The sequence below is a fragment of the Actinoplanes nipponensis genome (assembly GCF_016862275.1).
Lineage (GTDB): Bacteria > Actinomycetota > Actinomycetes > Mycobacteriales > Micromonosporaceae > Actinoplanes > Actinoplanes nipponensis.
In genome coordinates this window covers 1-18,359 of record NZ_BOMQ01000095.1, presented here as the reverse complement: position 1 = coordinate 18,359, position 18,359 = coordinate 1, and the positions used below count along the sequence as shown (strand labels likewise).

Here is an 18,359-nt window from a genome sequence, read left to right as displayed (position 1 = left end):
TCCGGCGACACCGCACAGAACGGAGACGCCATCATGACCGCCCGAAAGATCATCGTCGGCTACGACCGCTCCCCCGACGCCCGGGCCGCCGCCCGGTGGGCCCTCGACGAGGCGGTCCGCACCGGCGCGCCGGTCGAGTTCTTCTACGCCTACGAGTGGCCGACCTGGGCGCCGGCCGCCTCCACGGTGCCGGCTCCGGCCGTCTGGCCGGACGGGGAGACCGACCGGGCCATCAAGGGCGCGCTGCACGAGGCCGTCGCCCTGGCCAAGGAGAGCCACCCGTCGGTGCGCACCGACATCTCGATCGTCAACAACAGCGCCGCGCTCACCCTCATCGGCCGGTCCGAGGAGGCCGGCCTCATCGTGCTGGGCAGCCGCGGGCACAGCGCCGTGGTCGGCCTGCTCGGCTCGGTCAGCGTCGCGGTGAGCGGCCATGCCCACTGCCCGGTGGTGGTGGTGCGCGGCGAACCGGAGGCCGGCGGGCCGATCGTCGCCGGCGTGGACGATTCCGGCTCGGCGCAGCTCGCCCTCGGCTTCGCCGTCGAGGAGGCCGTGGCCCGCCGGGTGCCGCTGCGGGTGATCCGCGCCTTCGCGCCGGTGACCGGGCTGTGGGAGGACACCCCGATGGTCACCCGGTCGGTGACCGCGGCCGAACGCCGGCCGCTGGACGAGCTGGTCGCCGGGTGGCGGGAGAAGCACCCGGACCTCGACATCTCCGTCGAGGCCCTGGTCGAGCACCCCGCCGCCGCACTCACCGAGGCCAGCACGGACGCCCAGCTGCTCGTGGTCGGCAGCCGCGGGCGCGGCGCCGTACGCGGCATGCTGCTCGGCTCGGTCAGCCAGCACCTGCTGCGCCATGCCGCCTGCACCGTGGCGGTGGTGCACGAGCGGAAGTGACCGGGCAGAGCGGGACTTTCGACCCGGCCCGTTCAGGGTCTTGGACCCGGGTGTCACCCCGCCGGGCAGGGCACTCTGGCCAGTAGAGAAAAGGACTGAGGAGGAACGATGACCACCACCGGCCGGAGCCACGCGGCAACCCTCGAGCACGTCGAGGCGCCCGGCTCCATGCTCACCAAGACCGCCGCCCGCGCCCTCGCCGTGCTGCGCATCTCCACCGGGTTCGTCTTCCTGTGGGCGTTCCTGGACAAGACCTTCGGCTTCGGCTACGGAACCCCGGACGCCCGCGCCTGGATCAACGGCGGCTCGCCCACCAAGGGCTTCCTGTCCAGCGTCGAGGTCGGACCGTTCCAGAGCTTCTTCCACAACATCGCCGGCGACGCGTGGGCCGACTGGGCCTTCATGCTCGGCCTGCTGGGCATCGGCGTGGCGCTGATCCTCGGCATCGGCATGCGGATCGCCGCGGGCGCCGCCGCCCTGATGATGGCGATGATGTGGGCCGCGGAGTGGCCGCTGGCCAAGACCACCAGCGCCGGCGAGCCCAGCGGCTCGAACAACCCGATCACCGACTACCACTTCATCTACGGTGTCGGCGTGATCGTCCTGGCGCTGACCTACGCCGGGCACACCTGGGGCCTGGGCCGCTGGTGGGCGCAGCTGCCCTTCGTGCAGAAGAACCGCTGGCTCATCTGACCCCGATCCGTCCGCTCCTGCCTGGCCGGTGCTCCGGCCAGGCAGTTCCGTGCCTGGGTACGTACAACGCCCATGATCGTCCCAAATGACCGGTTCCGTGGATCCTCCGTGCGGTCTACCCTGACGGCATGGCCGAACGACGCCCGGCACAGGATCGGCTCGACCCGCCGTCGCTCGGGCTGACCGAGCTCTCCCGGGTGCGGCTCGACGAACTGCTCCACGAGATGCTCGACCGGGTCGGCGACGTGCTGGCCAGCCGGGAACGGCTGCGCGCGCTGCTCGACGCGGTCGTCGGCATCGGCACCGACCTCGACCTGCGCAGCACCCTGCGGCGCATCGTCGAGGCGGCGTGCACGCTGGCCGGCGCCCGCTACGGCGCGCTGGGCGTGCTCGGCGCCGACCGCACCGACCTGGCCGACTTCATCACCCACGGCATCGACCCGGCCCGGCACGCCCGGATCGGCGACCTGCCGCACGGCCGCGGCGTCCTCGGCCTGCTCATCACCGACCCCCGGCCGGTGCGGCTGCCCGACATCACCCGGCACCCCGACTCGTACGGCTTCCCGCCGAACCACCCGCCCATGCACAGTTTCCTCGGCGTCCCGGTCCGCACCCGGGACCAGATCTTCGGCAACCTGTACCTCGCGGACAAGCAGGGCGCCGCGGAGTTCGGCGACGACGACGAGGAGATCGTCGTGGCGCTGGCCGCCGCGGCCGGCGTGGCCATCGACAACGCCCGGCTGTTCGCGGTGGCCCAGCGCCGGGAACGCTGGCTCGCCGCGACCGCCGAGATCACCGGCGTGCTGGTCGGCGCGGTGCGGCGCACCGAGGCGCTGCGGCTCATCGCGCGGCGGGCGCGCGAGGTCGCCGGCGCCGACCTGGTCCTGGTCATGCTGTACGACGAGGACAACGCCCGGTACACCGTCGAGGTGGCCGAGGGCCGCGACCCCGCCTGCCGCCGGCTCATCGGCGAGCCGGTCCCGGTGGACCCGGCGGAGGCCGCCGAGTTCGGGCGCGAGAAGTACCGCATCGTCGACGACCTGAGCGCCGCCCTGCAGTGGCCCGCGAAGGTGCCCGACAGCCCGGCCTTCGCCGTCCCGCTGGCCGACGCCGACACGCTGCACGGTGTGCTCATCGTGACCCAGCCGGCCGGTCAGCCGACCACCGACGAGGAGGCCGTGCTGCTGTCCACCTTCGCCGGCCAGGCCGCGCTGGCCCTGGCCCGGGCCGCGGCGCAGGAGGAACGCGAGCAGATCGTGGTGCTCGAGGACCGCGAGCGCATCGCCCGCGACCTGCACGACGTGGTGATCCAGCGGCTGTTCGCCACCGGCATGCACCTGCAGGGCGCCCTGCCGTACGCGGCCAAGGCGGACGCGGCGAAGCGGATCAACGCCGCGGTCGACGACCTGGACGCCACCATCCGCGACATCCGCCGCTCCATCTTCGAGCTGCGCACCCCGACCGGCCCCTCGCTGCGGGCCGAACTGCGCGACACGGTGGACGCGGCGGCCGAGACGCTGGGCTTCCGGCCGGCGCTGGACACGTCCGGTCCGGTGGACAGCGCCATCCCCGACGACATCAAGCCGGAACTGCTGGCGGTGGTGCGCGAGGCGCTGTCCAACATCGTCCGGCACGCCCACGCCACCGACGCCCGTCTCTCCGTCCGGGTGGCCGGCGGCGAGGTCGTGCTGAGCGTCGAGGACGACGGGGTCGGCTGTGACCCGGGCCTGGCCCGCGGCGGCGTCGTCAACATGGGCGAGCGGGCCCGCGACCTCGGCGGCACCTTCGAGATCCGGCCGCGGCCGGCGGGCCCCGGCACGGTGCTGACCTGGCGGGTCGCCCTCGACGGGTGAAAGGGGCCGTTCGACCCTGCGGGGCGCGGCCGGCGACCGGCACGGTGGTGGGAGGACGGCACGACGGAGGTTCCCACCATGACACCGCTCGATCAGGACGCCCGCGCCGCCGCACGCCGCGCCGGGCCGGACCGCAGCCGGGCGCGGAGCAGGCGATGACCGGGGAGCGCGCGATCGGCGTCGGCGTCGGCGGGGCCGGCGGCTGGCAGGCGCTGGCCTGGGCCGCCGAGGAGGCCGAACGCAGCGAGGGGCGGCTCGTGCTGCTGCACGTCTGCGCGCCCGGCTCGCCGCTGCTGCGGGCCCGCGAGGCGCCCGCCCACGCCGACGTGGAACTCGTCGATCCACCGCTGTCCCGGGCGTACACGAGCACCCAGAGCCGCCTCGGCGGGCAGCGCGTCGCCCTGCGCATCCGCGGCGGCGACCCCGCGACCGCACTGGTCGACGCGTCGGCCGGGGTCCGGCTGCTGGTGATCGGCGCCGGCGCGGGCGGCCGGACGGTGCGCCGGATCATCCGGCACGCGCACTGCCCCGTCGTGGTGGTCCGGCCCGACCTGCCGGCGCGGCCGGACGGACCGCTGGCCGGGCACGTGGTGATCGGGGTCGACGGCAGCGCCGCCGGCCGGGCCGCGCTGGAGTTCGCGGTCGCGTACGCCGCCGAGCACCGGGCGCCGCTGGCCGCCGTCCACGTGGCCGAGTCGGAGCACGCGGACCACTACCCCGACGGCGTCACCCCCGAAGCGACGGCGCCGGAGGCCCTGCGGTTGCTCGCCGGCGAGACGCGCCGGTGGACGTCCAGAGGCCCGGCGCCGCGGATCCGGCACGCCGTCCTGCACGGCCCGGTCTCCGACGCCCTGATCCGGGCCGGCGGCGGCGCCCGGCTGCTGGTGGTCGGCGACAAGCGCCGCGGCGCCGTGGGCCGGGCCCGCACCGGCGACGTGCCGCTGACCGTGGCCGCCGGGGCGCCCTGCCCGGTCACCGTCGTCCCGGCCGACCAGCAGGAAGGCGTCCCGCTGTGACCGGGCGCGCCGGACAGGACGTTCCTCGTCCGGCCCCGGGTCTTCCGGCCCTGAACGCACCGGCCCCCCGGCGACACCGTAAGGGGGTACAGAGCAGGAGGTGCTCACCATGACAGCGTCGTCCGACCACGTGACCGCCACCCGGGCGAGGGCCGCATTCGAGGCCGCCGCCCGCACGTCCCTGCGGGCCCCGTCGGTGTTCAACACCCAGCCGTGGCGCTGGCGCATCCTCGGCGACGCCCTGGAGCTGCGCGCCGACCCGGGCCGCAGGCTGGAGTCGACCGACCCCGACGGCACCCTGATGCTGCTCAGCTGCGGCGCGGCGCTGCACCACGCCCGGACCGCGCTGGCCGCCGCCGGCTGGACGACCACCGTGGAGCGGCTGCCCGATCCGGACCAGCCCGACCTGATGGCCCGGCTGCGGCTGGGCCGCAGCGGGCCGGTCGACCCGGAGGCCCGGGTGCTGGCGGCGGCGATCCCCCGCCGGCGGACCGACCGCCGCGCCTTCGGCCCGCGGGAGGTCCCCGCGGCCACCCTGGACCGGCTGCGCCGGGTCGTCGAACGCGAGGGCGCCGGCCTGCACGTCCTGCGCGAGGACCAGACGGCGATGCTGGCCGTCTCCACCGACCTGGCCGCCACGGCCGAGCTCGACGATCCCGACTACCGGGCGGAGCTGCACGAGTGGACCCACCGCCCGGACGGCAGCGGGGACGGGGTGCCGCTGACCACCGCGGTGCGGCCCGGGCTCCGCCGGGTGCCGGTGCGGGACTTCGCGCCGGACGAGGAGGGCGAGCTGGCCGCCGGCGAGGGCCGGGACCGGGGCGCGTCGTACGTCATCGTGTACGGCATCGGGTACCGGCCCATCGACCTGCTGCTCGGCGGGGAGGCGCTGTCGGCGCTGCTGCTGCGCGCCACCGCCGAGGGCCTGGCCACCGCGCCGCTCAGCGACGCCGTCGAGGTGACCTGGCCCCGGCACCTGCTGCGCTACCTGGTGTCCGGCCTCGGGGAGCCGTACGTCGCCGTGCGGCTGGGCTACGCCGGCACGGCCGAACCGTTGCCCCCGGCCCCGCGCCGGGACCCGGCCGAGGTCATCGAGGTCGTCCCCGCCCGGCCGTGACGCCGGCCGTCAGGGCCGGCCGGTCCCGGACCAGGCCCGGTACGCGGCGACGGCGGTCGGCAGGGTCGGGAAGATCCGTTCCGGCCCGACGGCCGCCGTCAGCCCGTACGCGTCCAGCGCGACCAGCAGGTCCCGTTTCACCCGGGCCAGCGCGAACACCACGCCCCGGCCGGTCAGCTCGGTCCGCAGCTGCTCCAGCGCGTCCAGCCCGGTCATGTCCACCTCGACGTTGGCCTCCGCGTTGAGGACGAACCAGGCCACCGGCTCGCGCTGACCGTCCACCGCGGCCAGGGCCCGGCGCCGGAAGTCCTCGGCGTTGGCGAAGAACAGCGGCGAGTCGTAGCGGTAGACCAGCAAGCCCGGCACGGTGCTGGCCTGCGGGTAGTCGTCGATGTCGTGCATGCCGGCCAGGCCGGGCACGAAACCCTGGACGGCGTCGTGCGGCCGGGCGACCCGGTGCAGCATCTCGGCGACCGACAGCCCGATGGCCAGCAGCACGCCGGAGAGGATGTCGAAGACCAGGACGCCGGCGCAGGCGGCGAGGGCCAGCAGCAGTTCGCTGCGGCGGAACGCGGCCAGCCGGCGGAAGCCCCGCAGGTCGACCAGGCGGGTGGCCGCGTACACGACGATCGCGCCGAGCGCCGCGGTCGGGAACCGGGCCAGCATCGGCCCGGCGAACAGCAGCACGGCCACCACCACGGCCAGGGCCACCAGGGAGTACGCCTGGCTGCGCGCGCCGGCGGCCACGCCCAGCGCGGTGCGGCTGCCGCTGCTGCTGATCGGGAAGCCCCGCAGCAGGCCGGCCCCGACGTTCGCCGCGCCCAGGGCCAGCAGCTCCTGGTTGGCGTCGACCGGCTCGCCGCCGCGGGCCGCGAACGCCCGCGCGGTCAACACCATGTCGGTGTAGCCGACGACCAGCACGCCCACCGCCGGCAGCAGCAGGTGCCGCAGGTCGCCCGCGTCGGGCAGCACCGGGGTGGGCAGGCCGCGGGGCACGGCGCCCACCACGGCGATGCCGTGCCGCTGGAGATCGAACAGCACCACCGCGGCGGTGGCCAGCAGCACGACGACCAGCGGGGTCGGCACCTGCGGGAGGCGCCAGTGACCGAGGAACAGCAGAGCCAGGGCGGCGAGGGCGAAGATCGTGGTCGCCGGGTCCAGCCGGGTCAGCTGCCCGGCGAACGAGGCCAGCTCGGCCGGGATGGAGTCGCCGCTGACCCGCACGCCGGTGAGCTTGCCCAGCTGCCCGACGATCATCGTGACGGCCACCCCGGCCAGGTAGCCGACCAGGATCGGCTTGGACAGCAGGTCGGCGACGAAACCCAGCCGGGCGGCGTAGGCCAGCAGGCACAGCAGGCCCACGATCACGGCGAGGGCGCCGCTCAGCGCGGCGTACCGGGCCGGGTCGCCGCCGGCCAGCGGCGCCACCGCCGCGACCGTCATCAGCGCCGTGGTGGACTCCGGGCCCACCGACAGGTACCGCGACGAGCCGAGGAACGCGTACAGCACCAGCGGGGCCAGGATCGCCCAGAGGCCGGTCACCGGCGGCAGCCCGGCCAGGCCGGCGTAGGCCATCACCTGGGGCACGAGGTACGCCGCCACGGTCAGCCCGCCGAGCACGTCGCCGCGCACCCACGACGCCCGGTACCCGCGCAGCACCGCGAGCCCGGGCAGCAGCGGCGCCAGGCGGCTCAGCCCCGCCGGCCGCAGGGGAATCCCGCCACCCCGGCCGCCATCCGGATGCCGCCGAGCAGGTGGGCCAGCAGCAGCGGCTCGGCGTAGTACTCGGCCTTGTGGCCCATCGCGGTGTAGAAGGCGCGGCCCCCGTCGTACGGCCGGCACCAGGACACCGGGTGGTGCCGGCCCATCCCGGGCGAGCCACCGGGCACGCTGTAGCCGCGCGGGTCGTACGTCCGCTCGTCGACCTCGGCCAGGACCCGCACTTCGCCCCACGGGTTGGTGCGGAAGTTGTACCACTCCTCCTCGCGCTGCCAGCGGCGCGGCAGCGGCCGGGTGGCGGCGGTGTCGCGGCCCAGCACCCGCACGGTCGCGACCTGGAACTGCGGGTTGACCGCGCCCGGGTGGTCGCGGAAGTACGCGCCGACCAGGCCGCCGTACCAGGGCCAGTCGTACTCGGTGTCGGACGCGGCGTGGATGCCCGCGTAGCCGCCGCCGGCGCGGATGTAGCGCTCGAAGGCCGCCTGCTGCGGGTCGCTCAGCACGTCGCCGGTGGTGCTCAGCCAGATCACGACGTCGTAGCGGGCGAGGTTGGCGTCGGTGAACGCCGCGGGGTCCTCGGTCGCGTCGACGGTGAAGTGGTGCCGGGCGCCGAGCTGCCGGATGGCCGCCACGCCGGCCGGGATCGAGTCGTGCCGGAACGCCGCGGTCCGGGAGAAGACCAGCGCGTGGAACTGCCGCCCGCCGGCGACCGCGTCGGCCGGGACCGCCGCCACCATGATCGTCGCCAGCACCATGATCGTCGCCAGCAGCCGGGACAGGAACTTCATGATCCCTCCTCGACGTCCGCACGCGTGTGCCGGGCCCCGGCCCGAGCCTACTGACCGGCGCGGCGGCCGGGAAGACGTCAGCGGGGCAGCGGGGGCAGCGCCGGGCTGTCGAGCCACGCGGCGAACAGGCCGTCCAGGGGCTCGAACGTGAAGCTCTGGGCGTGCGCCCGGAACTGCGCGGTGGTCACGGTCGCGTGCCGGTGCCCGGCCACCCAGGCCCGCAGCAGCGCGAAGAACGCCTCGTCGCCGACCCGCCGGCGCAGGGCGTGCACGGTGAGCGCGCCGCGCTTGTAGACCAGCGGGTCGAACATCCGGTCGACGCCGGGATCGGAGACCACGACGTCGCGCGGCCGCGCCGCGACGCGGGCGTGCCACTGGGCCGCCAGGGCGTCCGCCGGCAGGTCGCCGCCGGCCTCCGACCACAGCCACTCGGCGTACGTGGCGAAGCCCTCGTTGAGCCAGATGTGGCGCCAGTCCGCGACCGTGAGGCTGTTGCCGAACCACTGGTGGGCCAGCTCGTGCACCACGAGCCGCTCGTGCGTGCGCCGCCCGTCGACGTGGTTGCGGCCGAACACCGCCATGCCCTGGGCCTCGACCGGGTCGTCGAGCTCGTCGTCGGCGACCACCACGACGTACTCCCGGAACGGGTACGGCCCGAGCATCCGTTGCAGGGCCGCCATGATCTGCCCGTGCCGGCCGAAGTCGCGGGCCACGGCCGCGCGCAGCGCGGGCGGGATCGCGGCCCGCTGGACCACCCCGCCCACCGCGAGGTCGACCAGCTCGTACCGCCCGATCTGCACGCTCATCAGGTACGGCGACGTCGGCTCGAGCCGCTCGTAGACCCAGGTGGTGCTGCCCGCCCCCCGGCGCCGGGAGACGGGATCGCCGGTCACCAGCACGGTGTACGGCGACGAGGTCGTGACCGCCACCCGGAAGGTGGCCTTGGCCCCGGGCCGGTCGTCGCACGGGAACCACGAGGGCGCCCCGTTGGGCTGGCTGGCGACCAGCACGCCGTCGGTGAGCTCGTCCCACCCGAGGTCACCCCACCGGCCGGCGATCGGCGCCGGCTTGCCCGCGTACCGCACGCCGACCCGGAACGTCTCCCCGGCGCCGATCGGGCGCTCGGGCGTGATCCGCAGCTTGCCCGGCCGGTGGGCGTACCTGGCCGCGCGCCCGTCCACCCGCACGTCCTGGATCCGGAAGCGGCCCAGGTCGAGGGTGAACCGGGACAGCGCCTGGGTGGCCACCGCGGTGACCACCGCCCGGCCGGCGAGCCGGTTGGACTCGACCCGGTAGTCCAGGTCCAGGTCGTAGTGCAGCACCCGGTAGCCGCCGTTGCCGTGCTCGGGAAGGTACGAGTCGGTCGAGCGGTCGGCCCCGGGCGTGGCGCCGCGCGGCGCCGGCGCCCCGGGGGTCATGCGGGCCGGCGGGCGGCCGGCGCGGGCCAGGTGGCGATGGGGTTGCCCCGCCAGCGGCTGTCGGCCGGCACGGCGTCGCCGCGGGTCACCAGCGAGCCGGGCCCGACGGTCGTGCGGGCGCCGATGCTCGCGCCGGGCAGCACGATGCCGTGCGGGCCGAGCGCGGCGCCCGCGCCGAGGGTCACCTGGTCCATGCTCATCACCCGATCATGAAACAGGTGGGTCTGCACGACACAGCCGCGGTTCACCGTGGCGCCGTCGCCGAGCGTGACGAGGTCGTACTCGGGCAGCCAGTACGTCTCCAGCCACACGCCCCGGCCGATCCGCGCGCCGAGCGTGCGCAGCCAGGCGCTCAGCAGCGGCGTCCCGGTCGCGAAGCGGACCAGCCACGGCGCGGCCAGCACCTCGACGAACGTGTCGGCGAGCTCGTTGCGCCAGACGAAGGACGTCCACAGGGCCCGGTCGGCGACCCGGAACCGGCCGACCAGCAGCCACTTCGCGGCCGTCGCGGTGGCGGCGGCGACGAGCGCGGCGGCGAGCATCACCGGGCCGGCGGCGAGCGCGGCCGGCCCCGGGCCCGCGAAGCGCCACACCGCCGCCAGCGCGGCCAGCACCCCGGCGGCGAGGGCGGCGGCGAGCATCACCGGGATCACCCGGCACAGCTCGATCGCGGCCCGGGCCAGCTTGAGCCGCAGCGGCGGGTCGAAGGTGCGGCTGGTGTCGGCCGCCTCCACCGTGCGGCGCAGCGGCATCGGCGGGGCGCCCAGCCAGGACGAGCCCTTCTTGGCCTTGCGCGGCGCCGACGACAGCACGCCGACCAGGCCGCGCTTGGGCACCGAACGGCCGGGGGCCGCCATCCCGGAGTTGCCCAGGAACGCCTGTTTGCCGATGCGGGCCGGGGCGACCCGCAGCCACCCGTGGCTCAGCTCGTACGTGGCCACCATGGTGTCGTCGGCCAGGAACGCCCCGTCGTCGACCGTGGTCATCGCCGGCAGGGCCAGCACCGTGGACGCCTCCACGCCGCGGCCCACCTTCGCGCCCAGCAGCCGCAGCCACACCGGGGTGAACAGGCTGGCGTAGAGCGGGAACAGCCCGACCCGGGCCATCCCCATGAGCCGCTCGGTGGCCCATACCTGCCACGCCACCCGCCCCCGCACGGGGTGGTACCCGGCGCGCAGGCCGATGCTGAGCGCCCGGACGGCCAGGAGCACCAGCAGGGCGTAGCCCAGCAGGTAGGCGACCGTGCCCGCCGCGACCGCGGCCAGCAGCGGGCCGGCGGACGGCCGGGTGGAGGCGGTCCAGCCGAACAGCGCGATCCCGGGCAGCGCGGCCAGCACCGGCACCAGCCCCAGCAGTTGCGCGGTCAGGCCGTACGCGGCGGCCCAGAACCGCGCCCGCGGCCCGGAATGCGGCGGGCGCCGCGCGGGCCAGTCCGCCGGCTCCTTGGCCGCGGGCGCCGCCGGGGAGCCGGCCCAGCGCTGGTTGGCCGGCACGGCGCCGGCCACGGTCGAGCCGGCGGCGACCCGCGCGCCCTTGCCGATCCGGGCGCCGGGCATCAGGGTGCTGCGCGACCCGACCCGGGCGCCCGCGCCGATACGCACCTTGCCGATGTGGACGACGTCGCCGTCGACCCAGTGGCCGGACAGGTCGGCCTCGGGCTCGACGGCGGCGCCGCGGCCCAGCTTGAGCAGGCCGGTGACCGGCGGCGCGGCGTGCAGGTCGACGTCCGGGCCGACCTGGGCGCCGAGCGCCCGGGCGTAGCGGGTCATCCAGGACGCGCCGGCGACGCCGGTCGCGCCGGTCAGCTCGGCGAGCCGTTCGGCCGCCCACAGCCGCAGGTGCACGCGGCCGCCGCGGGGATAGTCGCCCGGGCGGACGCCGCGCAGCAGCAGCCGGGCGCCGCCCGCCGCCAGGGCGATCCGGCCGGGCGGGCTGAACAGCAGCGCCCAGCCCACGACCGGCCACCACCAGGCCACCGCCGGGGCCCACGGCGCCGGGGCGACCAGCGGGAGGACGGCGCCGAGCGCGGCCAGCACGGTCAGCCAGCGCAGCCCGACCAGCGCCAGCATCGGCATGATCAGCAGGGCCTGGACCAGCCCGGCGCGCCGCGGGGTCGGCCGGACCTCCCGGCGGACGGCGGCCGTGCCGTCGAGGGCGTCGAGCACCGCCGCGAGCTGCGAGAGCCGCGGGTGCAGGTAGATGTCGGCCACCGAGACCCGCGGGTGCCGGCGCCGGATCCAGGCGACCAGCTGCGCCGCGTTCAGGCTGCCGCCGCCGTGGTTGAAGAAGTCGGCGCCGGCCTCGGTGGGCCGGACCCCGAGGATCTCGGCCCAGCCGCCGGCGAGCCACAGCTCGGTCGCGGTCAGCTCGGCCGCCGGCGCCTCTCCCGAGGGCAGCGGCCAGGGCAGCGCGGCCCGGTCCACCTTGCCCGACGTGCGGGTCGGCAGCGCGTCGACCACGGCCAGCAGCGGGACGAGCGCGGCCGGCAGGTGCTCGCGGATCCGCAGCGCGGCCGCCGCGGCGTCGAAGGCGGCGCCGTCCTGCGGCACCACGTAGCCCACCAGCAGCTGGTTGCCCGCGGCAGTGCGCTGCACCGCGGCCGCCGCACCGGCGACGCCGGGCAGCGCCTGCAGCGCGGCGTCGACCTCGCCCAGCTCGATCCGGCGCCCGCCGAGCTTGATCTGCTCGTCCCCGCGCCCGACGAACAGCAGGCCGGCGGGCTCGGCGCGGACGATGTCCCCGCTGCGGTACGCCCGGTCCCAGCCCAGCGCGGGCAGCGGCGCGAACTTCTCGGCGTCCTTGGCGGCGTCCAGGTAGCGGGCCAGGCTCACGCCGCCGATCACCAGCTCGCCGGTCTCCCCCATGGCCACCGGCGCGCCGGCCGGGTCGACGACCGCGAGCTGCCAGCCGGCGAGCGGCAGCCCGATGCGCACCGGCCCCTCGCCGGTCATCCGGGCGGCGCAGGCGACCACGGTCGCCTCGGTCGGCCCGTACGTGTTCCAGACCTCGCGCCCCTCGACGGCCAGCCGTTCGGCCAGCTCGGGCGGGCACGCCTCGCCGCCGAAGATCAGCAGCCGGACCTCGTCGAGCGCCTCGACCGGCCACAGCGCGGCCAGCGTCGGCACCGTGGACACCACGGAGATGCGCTGCTCGGCCAGCCACGGGCCGAGGTCGACGCCGCTGCGCACGAGCGCCCGCTCGGCCGGCACCAGGCAGGCGCCGTGCCGCCAGGCCAGCCACATCTCCTCACAGGACGCGTCGAACGCCACCGACAGCCCGGCCAGGACGCGGTCGTGCGGGCCGATCGCCTCGCCGGCCTCGCCGGCGAGGAACAGCCGCGCCTCGGCGTCGACGAAGGCCGCCGCCGCGCCGTGGCTGACCGCGACGCCCTTCGGGGTGCCGGTCGAGCCGGAGGTGAAGATGATCCAGGCGTCGTCGTCCGGGCCCGGGCGGCCGGTGCGGCCCCCGGGGCTGCGGCGCGGCGTCACGCTCAGCCCGTCGCCGAGCACGGCGGCGACGCCGGCCTCGGCGAAGACCAGCTCGGCCCGTTCCGCGGGATCGTCGGCGTCGACCGGGACGTAGGCCGCGCCGGCCGCCAGCACCCCGAGAATGGCCAGGTACAGCTCCGCCGTGCCGGAGGAGACCCGGACGCCGACCCGGTCGCCGGGGCCGATGCCGTGCCCGGCGAGCGCGCGGCGGACGGCGTCGACCCGGTCGGCCAGCTCGCGGTACGTCAGCGCGGTGGCGCCGTCGTCGAGCGCGCGGGCGGCCGGGTGCGCGTGCACGGTGGCGTCGAGGATGTCGATCAGGGTGCGCCGCGGCGGGGCGGCGGCGGACCGGAACACCGCCGGGGCGACCGGCGCGGTGTGCAGCGGGGGAAGCGGGACGAGGTGCAGGTCGGTCGTCAGGGTCACCGGGCGTGCACCACATTCACCTCGCGGCTCGGGCTTCCACCAGGATTGCGGCGTGCGAACCCGCCCTGGGCAGCCCTCAACGCTACGTCGCGGAACGGCCGGATGACGGCTGGGCAGCGGTTTGGTGTCGACCGCCACAGCGAATTCACCCGGGCCGGGCTGGAGCGGGTCTGGGCGATGGGCTGGCCGTTCCACGCCCGGCGGCGGTTCGCCGGCCGCACCCGGCGCGCCACCGACACCGCGCGGACCGTCGGCCCGGGGCATCCCGAACGGCACGAGCCACCGGCGATCGCGGCGCGGCTACCCCACCGGGTCGGCGGCCGGTTCCGGGGCCCCGATCAGCCGCAACGCCGCCGGCCGCACCCGCACCGTGATCTGCCCCCGGCCCAGCGGCTCGCCGTCGGCGTACACCGGCAGCGGCCGGGAGGCCCCGATGGTGATCTCCCGGATCCGCCGGGCCGCGATGCCGGGCCGGCCCAGGTGCGTCCCCCGGCGCAGCGCGGCGAGCGCGCCCAGCATGTGCCGGCGCGACAGGGCGCCGACCGTGACCAGGTCGAGCAGGCCGTCGTCGAGCCGGGCGCCGGGGGCGATCGGCAGGCCGCCGCCGTACCAGGGCGCGTTCGCGACGACCACGGCGTGGCCGGTGAACGACACGGTCTCGCCGTCCACGGTGAGCGTGTAGTCGACCGGGCGCCAGCGGGCCAGCACGGCGAGCCCGGCGAGCTGGTAGGCGATCGGCCGCCGGGGCAGCCGGCGGCGGTTGGCGAGGTCGTTGGCGGCGGCGTCGATGCCCGCGCAGACGCTGCCGACGACGACGCGGCCGGCGGCCTCGGCGACGTCGACGGCGTGGCTGGGCAGCGTGCGCAGGGCCGCGGCGGCCGCGGCCGGGCCGGCCGGCAGCGCGACGGCCCGGGCCAGGTCGTTGCCGCGCCCGGCCGGGACGACCGCCAGCTCGGCCGCCGTGCCCACCACGCCGGCGGCCACCGCGCCGGCGAGGCCGTCGCCGCCGACGGCCAGCACCGTGTGACCCCGCGCGGCGGCGTCGGCGGCCAGCTCGGTGGCGTGCCCCAGGGCCCGGCTGTAGGTGACGGTCACCGCGGCGCCGTCCTCGCGCAGGGCGCGGGCCAGGCGGGTGATGCGGCCGGCGGCGGCGCCCGCGCCGGCCGCCGGGTTGACCACCGCGGTGAAGACGTCGCGGCTCACGGCAGCAGGATGCCCGGGTTGAGGATCCCGTACGGGTCGAGCGAATCCTTGACCCCGCGCAGGGCGGCGACGCCCACCGGTCCGATCTCGCGCGCGTACCAGGGCTTGTGGTCGCGGCCCACGCCGTGATGGTGGGTGATCGTCGCCCCGGTGGCGGCGATCGCGTCACCGGCCGCCGCCTTGGCCGCCCCCCACTGGGCCACCGGGTCCGGCGCCTGGGCCGCCACCACGGTGAAGTAGAGCGACGCGCCGGTCTCGTAGACGTGCGAGATGTGGCAGAGCACCAGGGGCGGCGTCCCGGCGGCGGACAGCGCCCCGGTCAGCGCGTCCCGCACGGCGGCGTACGTCTCGGGCAACCGGTCCCAGAACGTCGCCGTCTCCAGCGTCTCGGCCAGGGCGCCGGCGTCGAGCAGCGCGTCGCGCAGGTACGGCGCCCGGAACCGTCCGGCGCGCCACTGCTCGCCGGGCGCCTCCCCGAGGGGCGTGCCGCCGAGCTCGGTCAGCCGCCGGGCCGCCGCCTCGCCGCGGGTCGCGACGTCGGCCTCCGTACCCTCGAAGCCGACCACGGCCAGGCAGCCGCCGCCGGCGTCCGCGCCCCCGCCGGTGGTCGCGTTGATCGCCGTCTCGGTCTCGTCGGAGAGCCGCAGCACGGTGGGCAGCGGCCCGTCCTGGGTGAGGGTGCGCAGCGCGCGGGTCCCGGCGGCGAAGGACGCAAACGCCCAGCCGGCGTAGCGGCGGGCGGCCGGGGCCGGGCGCAGCCGCAGGGTGAGCTCGGTGATGACCCCGAAGACGCCCTCGGAGCCCAGCAGCAGCTGCCGCAGGTCGGGGCCGGCCGCGGATTCCGGCGCGCGCCCGAGCTCGAGCGGGCCGACCGGGGTGGCGGCGCGCAGCCCGACCACCATGCGGTCGAAGCGGCCGTGACCGGCGGACGCCTGGCCGCTGGAGCGGGTGGCGGCGAACCCGCCGAGGCTGGCGTACTCGAAGGACTGGGGGAAGTGGCCGAGGGTGAAGCCCTCGGCGGCCAGCAACTGCTCGGCGCGCGGCGCGCGCACGCCGGCCTCGAATGTCGCGGTGCGCGACACCGGGTCCAGCCGCACCAGCCGGTCGAGCCCGGCGAGGTCGAGGGCGAGCACGCCGGCGAAGCCCTCGCGGCCCGCGGCCAGGCCGCCCACCACGGAGGTGCCGCCGCCGAACGGCACCACGGCGACGTGGTGCGCGGCGCAGGCGGCCAGCAGCGCCACGACCTCGTCATGGCCGCCGGGCCGGGCCACCGCGTCGGGCGCCCCGGGGGCCTCGCCGCCGCGCAGCCGCAGCAAGTCCACGGTGGACTTGCCGGCCGCGTGGGCCAGGCGGTCGGCGTCGCCGGTCTCCACCCGGGGGCAGGCGGCGCGCAGGGCCTCCAGCACGGGGGCGCCGAGGGTGGGGCGGGGCAGCCGGGCCGTCGCGGCGGCGGGCCGGGGCGGCCGCACACCCAGGGCGGCGCCGAGCAGGTCGCGGACGCCGGGCGGCAGGGTCACGGCGTCGGCCGGGTCACCCCAGCGGGCGACGGGGCTCAGGTCGGTCATGGTTACACTGTGACACATGACGTCTAGTCGTAACACCCCCGACCGGCGGACGGCCGACGACGTGCTGCTGGACGCCGCCCGCGATTGCGTCCTGGCGGTCGGGCTGCGGCGTACCACGCTCACCGACGTGGCCCGCCGCGCCGGCGTCTCCCGGATGACCATGTACCGCCGCTGGCCCGACATGGCGTCGCTGGTGGGCGACCTGATGACCCGCGAGTGGAGCGAGCTGGCGCTGCGCGCCCGGGCCGCGGCGAGCGGCGAGCACGCCCGGCAGCGGCTCGTCGACGGCCTGGCCTCCGGCGCCCGGCAGCTGCGCGCGCACCCGGTGTTCCGCCGCATCGTGGAGCTGGATCCCGAGGTGCTGCTGCCGTACCTGGTGGACCGGCGCGGCACCAGCCAGGACCTGATGCTGGCCGCGCTGGTGCGGGACCTCGCCGAGGGCCACGCCGACGGCTCGGTGCGGCCGCGGCCCGCCGGGCTGCTCGGGCGCGGCGTCCTGCTCGCGCTGCACGGCTTCGTCATCTCGGCCGGCACGATGGCCGACGAGGTCACCGAGGCCGACCTGGACGGCGAGCTGCGGCTGCTCCTCGACCGGTACCTGGCCCCGTGAACGGCACCGCGCTCACCGCCGCGCGGCGCCGGCGCGAGCTGGCCGAGCTGGCCGGCGGCGTCCGCGTCGACCTGCTCGTCGTCGGGCTCGGCGTCACCGGGGCCGGGGTCGCCCTCGACGCCGCGTCGCGCGGGCTCACCGTCGCCGCCGTCGACGCCCACGACCTCGCCTTCGGCACCTCGCGGTGGAGCTCCAAGCTGGTCCACGGCGGCCTGCGCTACCTGGCCGGCGGGCAACTGGGGCTGGCCTACGAGAGCGCCGTGGAACGCGACATCCTGCTCCGCCGGGTGGCCCCGCACCTGGTCAGCGCGCTGCCGTCGGTGCTGCCGCTGACCACCGGGGTCTCCGGCCGGCGGGCCGCGCTGGCCCGCGCCGGGTTCGCCGCCGGCGACGTGCTGCGGGCCGCCGCCGGCACGCCGGCCGCCCGGTTGCCGCGCTCCCGCCGGATCGCCCCGGCCGAGGTGCACCGGCTGATCCCGGCGGTCCGCCGCGACGGCCTGCGCGGCGGCCTGCTCGGCTGGGACGGCCAGCTCGTCGACGACGCCCGGCTGGTGGTCGCGCTGGCCCGCACCGCGGCCGGGCACGGCGCCCGCATCCTCACCCGGTGCCGCGTCGACGACCTGCACGGCGACGGCGCCACGGTGGTCGACACGGTCACCGGCGCCGAGCACGCGCTGCGCGCCCGGGCCGTCGTCAACGCGACCGGGGTGTGGGCCGGCCGGCTGGATCCCGGCGTCCGGCTGCGCCCGTCCCGCGGCACCCACCTGGTGCTGCGCCCCGGCGCCCTGGGCGGCCAGCTCGCCGGCCTCACCATTCCGGTGCCGGGCGAGGCCAACCGGTTCGTGTTCGCCCTCCCCCAGGGCGACGGCCGCGTCTACCTCGGGCTGACCGACGAGCCGGTGGACGGCCCGGTGCCCGACGTGCCCGAGCCCAGCGTGGCCGAGCGCGGCTTCCTGCTGGACGTGCTGGCCACCGCCGTGGACCCGGCGCCGCGGGAGGCGGACGTGGTGGGCGCGTTCGCCGGCCTGCGCCCGCTGCTGGCCGGCTCCGGCGAGAGCACGGCGGACCTGTCCCGCCGGCATGCCGTACGCACGTCGCCCGGCGGGGTCACCACTGTGGTGGGCGGGAAGCTGACCACGTACCGGCGGATGGCCCGGGACGCCGTGGACGCCGCGCTGGCCGCCCGGGGGCTGCCGCCGGGCCGCTGCCGCACGGCCGACCTGCCGCTGGTCGGGGCCGCGCCGCCGCCGGCGCTGGCCCGGCTGTCGGCGCCCGCGCGGCTGATCGCCCGGTACGGCACCGAGGCGCCCGCGGTGGCGGCGCTGGCCGCCGACGACCCGGCGCTGGCCGAACCGGTCGCCGACGGGGTCGCCGTGACCGGCGCGGAGCTGCTGTGGGGGCTGCGCCAGGAGGGCGCCCTGGACGAGGACGACCTGCTCGACCGGCGGACCCGGATCGGGCTGGTGCCGGCCGACCGGGCACGGGCCCGGCCGGCCGCGCGCGCGATCGTGGAGACGGAACAGGGGCGGCACCCCTGACGGGTGCCGCCCCTTCGAGTAAGCGTCC

The 18,359-nt window shown here is 77.1% G+C and carries 13 protein-coding genes; 7 read left to right on the top strand and 6 right to left on the bottom strand.

What is annotated here, in order from left to right:
• The first annotated feature begins 33 nt into the window (after positions 1 to 33).
• The 5 genes from Ani05nite_RS38205 (at position 34) to Ani05nite_RS38185 (ending at position 5,576) form a co-directional block, all read left to right on the top strand.
• A complete protein-coding gene (locus tag Ani05nite_RS38205) occupies positions 34 to 897 on the top strand; it encodes a universal stress protein (RefSeq protein WP_203776638.1) in 864 nt (287 codons plus the stop codon).
• A 108-nt stretch (positions 898 to 1,005) separates the two neighbouring features.
• Positions 1,006 to 1,590, top strand: a complete 585-nt coding sequence (locus Ani05nite_RS38200; RefSeq protein ID WP_203776637.1) for a DoxX family membrane protein — start codon at positions 1,006 to 1,008, stop codon at positions 1,588 to 1,590.
• A 128-nt stretch (positions 1,591 to 1,718) separates the two neighbouring features.
• Complete coding sequence (locus tag Ani05nite_RS38195; RefSeq protein WP_239131052.1) at positions 1,719 to 3,443, top strand: GAF domain-containing sensor histidine kinase; 1,725 nt, start codon at positions 1,719 to 1,721, stop codon at positions 3,441 to 3,443.
• Between the two features lie 155 nt (positions 3,444 to 3,598).
• Positions 3,599 to 4,459 (top strand): universal stress protein, encoded by an 861-nt coding sequence (locus Ani05nite_RS38190; protein ID WP_203776636.1) that lies wholly within the window; start codon positions 3,599 to 3,601, stop codon positions 4,457 to 4,459.
• 109 nt (positions 4,460 to 4,568) lie between these two features.
• Positions 4,569 to 5,576 carry an Acg family FMN-binding oxidoreductase gene (locus tag Ani05nite_RS38185; protein ID WP_203776635.1) on the top strand — a complete coding sequence of 336 codons (1,008 nt, stop codon included), beginning with the start codon at positions 4,569 to 4,571 and terminating at the stop codon, positions 5,574 to 5,576.
• Positions 5,577 to 5,585: 9 nt separating this feature from the next.
• Here the strand turns inward: Ani05nite_RS38185 and Ani05nite_RS38180 are convergent, their stop codons facing one another.
• The 6 genes from Ani05nite_RS38180 to Ani05nite_RS38155 all read right to left on the bottom strand — a co-directional run bounded on the left by Ani05nite_RS38180 (position 5,586) and on the right by Ani05nite_RS38155 (position 16,183).
• A complete protein-coding gene (locus Ani05nite_RS38180; RefSeq protein WP_203776634.1) occupies positions 5,586 to 7,235 on the bottom strand; it encodes a SulP family inorganic anion transporter in 1,650 nt (549 codons plus the stop codon).
• A gap of 32 nt (positions 7,236 to 7,267) precedes the next feature.
• Entirely contained in the window at positions 7,268 to 8,083 is an 816-nt protein-coding gene (locus Ani05nite_RS38175; protein ID WP_203776633.1) for a ThuA domain-containing protein, read from the bottom strand.
• Between the two features lie 77 nt (positions 8,084 to 8,160).
• The gene (locus tag Ani05nite_RS38170) at positions 8,161 to 9,501 is read right to left on the bottom strand and encodes a M1 family metallopeptidase (protein ID WP_203776632.1); all 1,341 of its coding nucleotides are present in this window, start codon (positions 9,499 to 9,501) and stop codon (positions 8,161 to 8,163) included.
• A complete protein-coding gene (locus tag Ani05nite_RS38165; RefSeq protein WP_203776630.1) occupies positions 9,498 to 13,415 on the bottom strand; it encodes a Pls/PosA family non-ribosomal peptide synthetase in 3,918 nt (1,305 codons plus the stop codon). The genes Ani05nite_RS38170 and Ani05nite_RS38165 overlap by 4 nt, the downstream gene beginning before the upstream one ends.
• 300 nt (positions 13,416 to 13,715) lie before the next feature.
• Complete coding sequence (locus tag Ani05nite_RS38160) at positions 13,716 to 14,618, bottom strand: diacylglycerol/lipid kinase family protein (protein ID WP_203776628.1); 903 nt, start codon at positions 14,616 to 14,618, stop codon at positions 13,716 to 13,718.
• Positions 14,615 to 16,183, bottom strand: coding sequence for an FAD-binding oxidoreductase (locus Ani05nite_RS38155; protein WP_203776626.1), 1,569 nt, complete (start codon positions 16,181 to 16,183; stop codon positions 14,615 to 14,617). The genes Ani05nite_RS38160 and Ani05nite_RS38155 overlap by 4 nt, the downstream gene beginning before the upstream one ends.
• Positions 16,184 to 16,199: 16 nt before the next feature.
• Here Ani05nite_RS38155 and Ani05nite_RS38150 point away from each other — a divergent pair, with 16 nt between their 5' ends.
• Both Ani05nite_RS38150 and Ani05nite_RS38145 read left to right on the top strand, forming a co-directional pair.
• Positions 16,200 to 16,793, top strand: coding sequence for a TetR/AcrR family transcriptional regulator (locus Ani05nite_RS38150; protein ID WP_203776624.1), 594 nt, complete (start codon positions 16,200 to 16,202; stop codon positions 16,791 to 16,793).
• A complete protein-coding gene (locus Ani05nite_RS38145) occupies positions 16,790 to 18,331 on the top strand; it encodes a glycerol-3-phosphate dehydrogenase/oxidase (protein ID WP_203776623.1) in 1,542 nt (513 codons plus the stop codon). The genes Ani05nite_RS38150 and Ani05nite_RS38145 overlap by 4 nt, the downstream gene beginning before the upstream one ends.
• Positions 18,332 to 18,359: the final 28 nt, after the last annotated feature.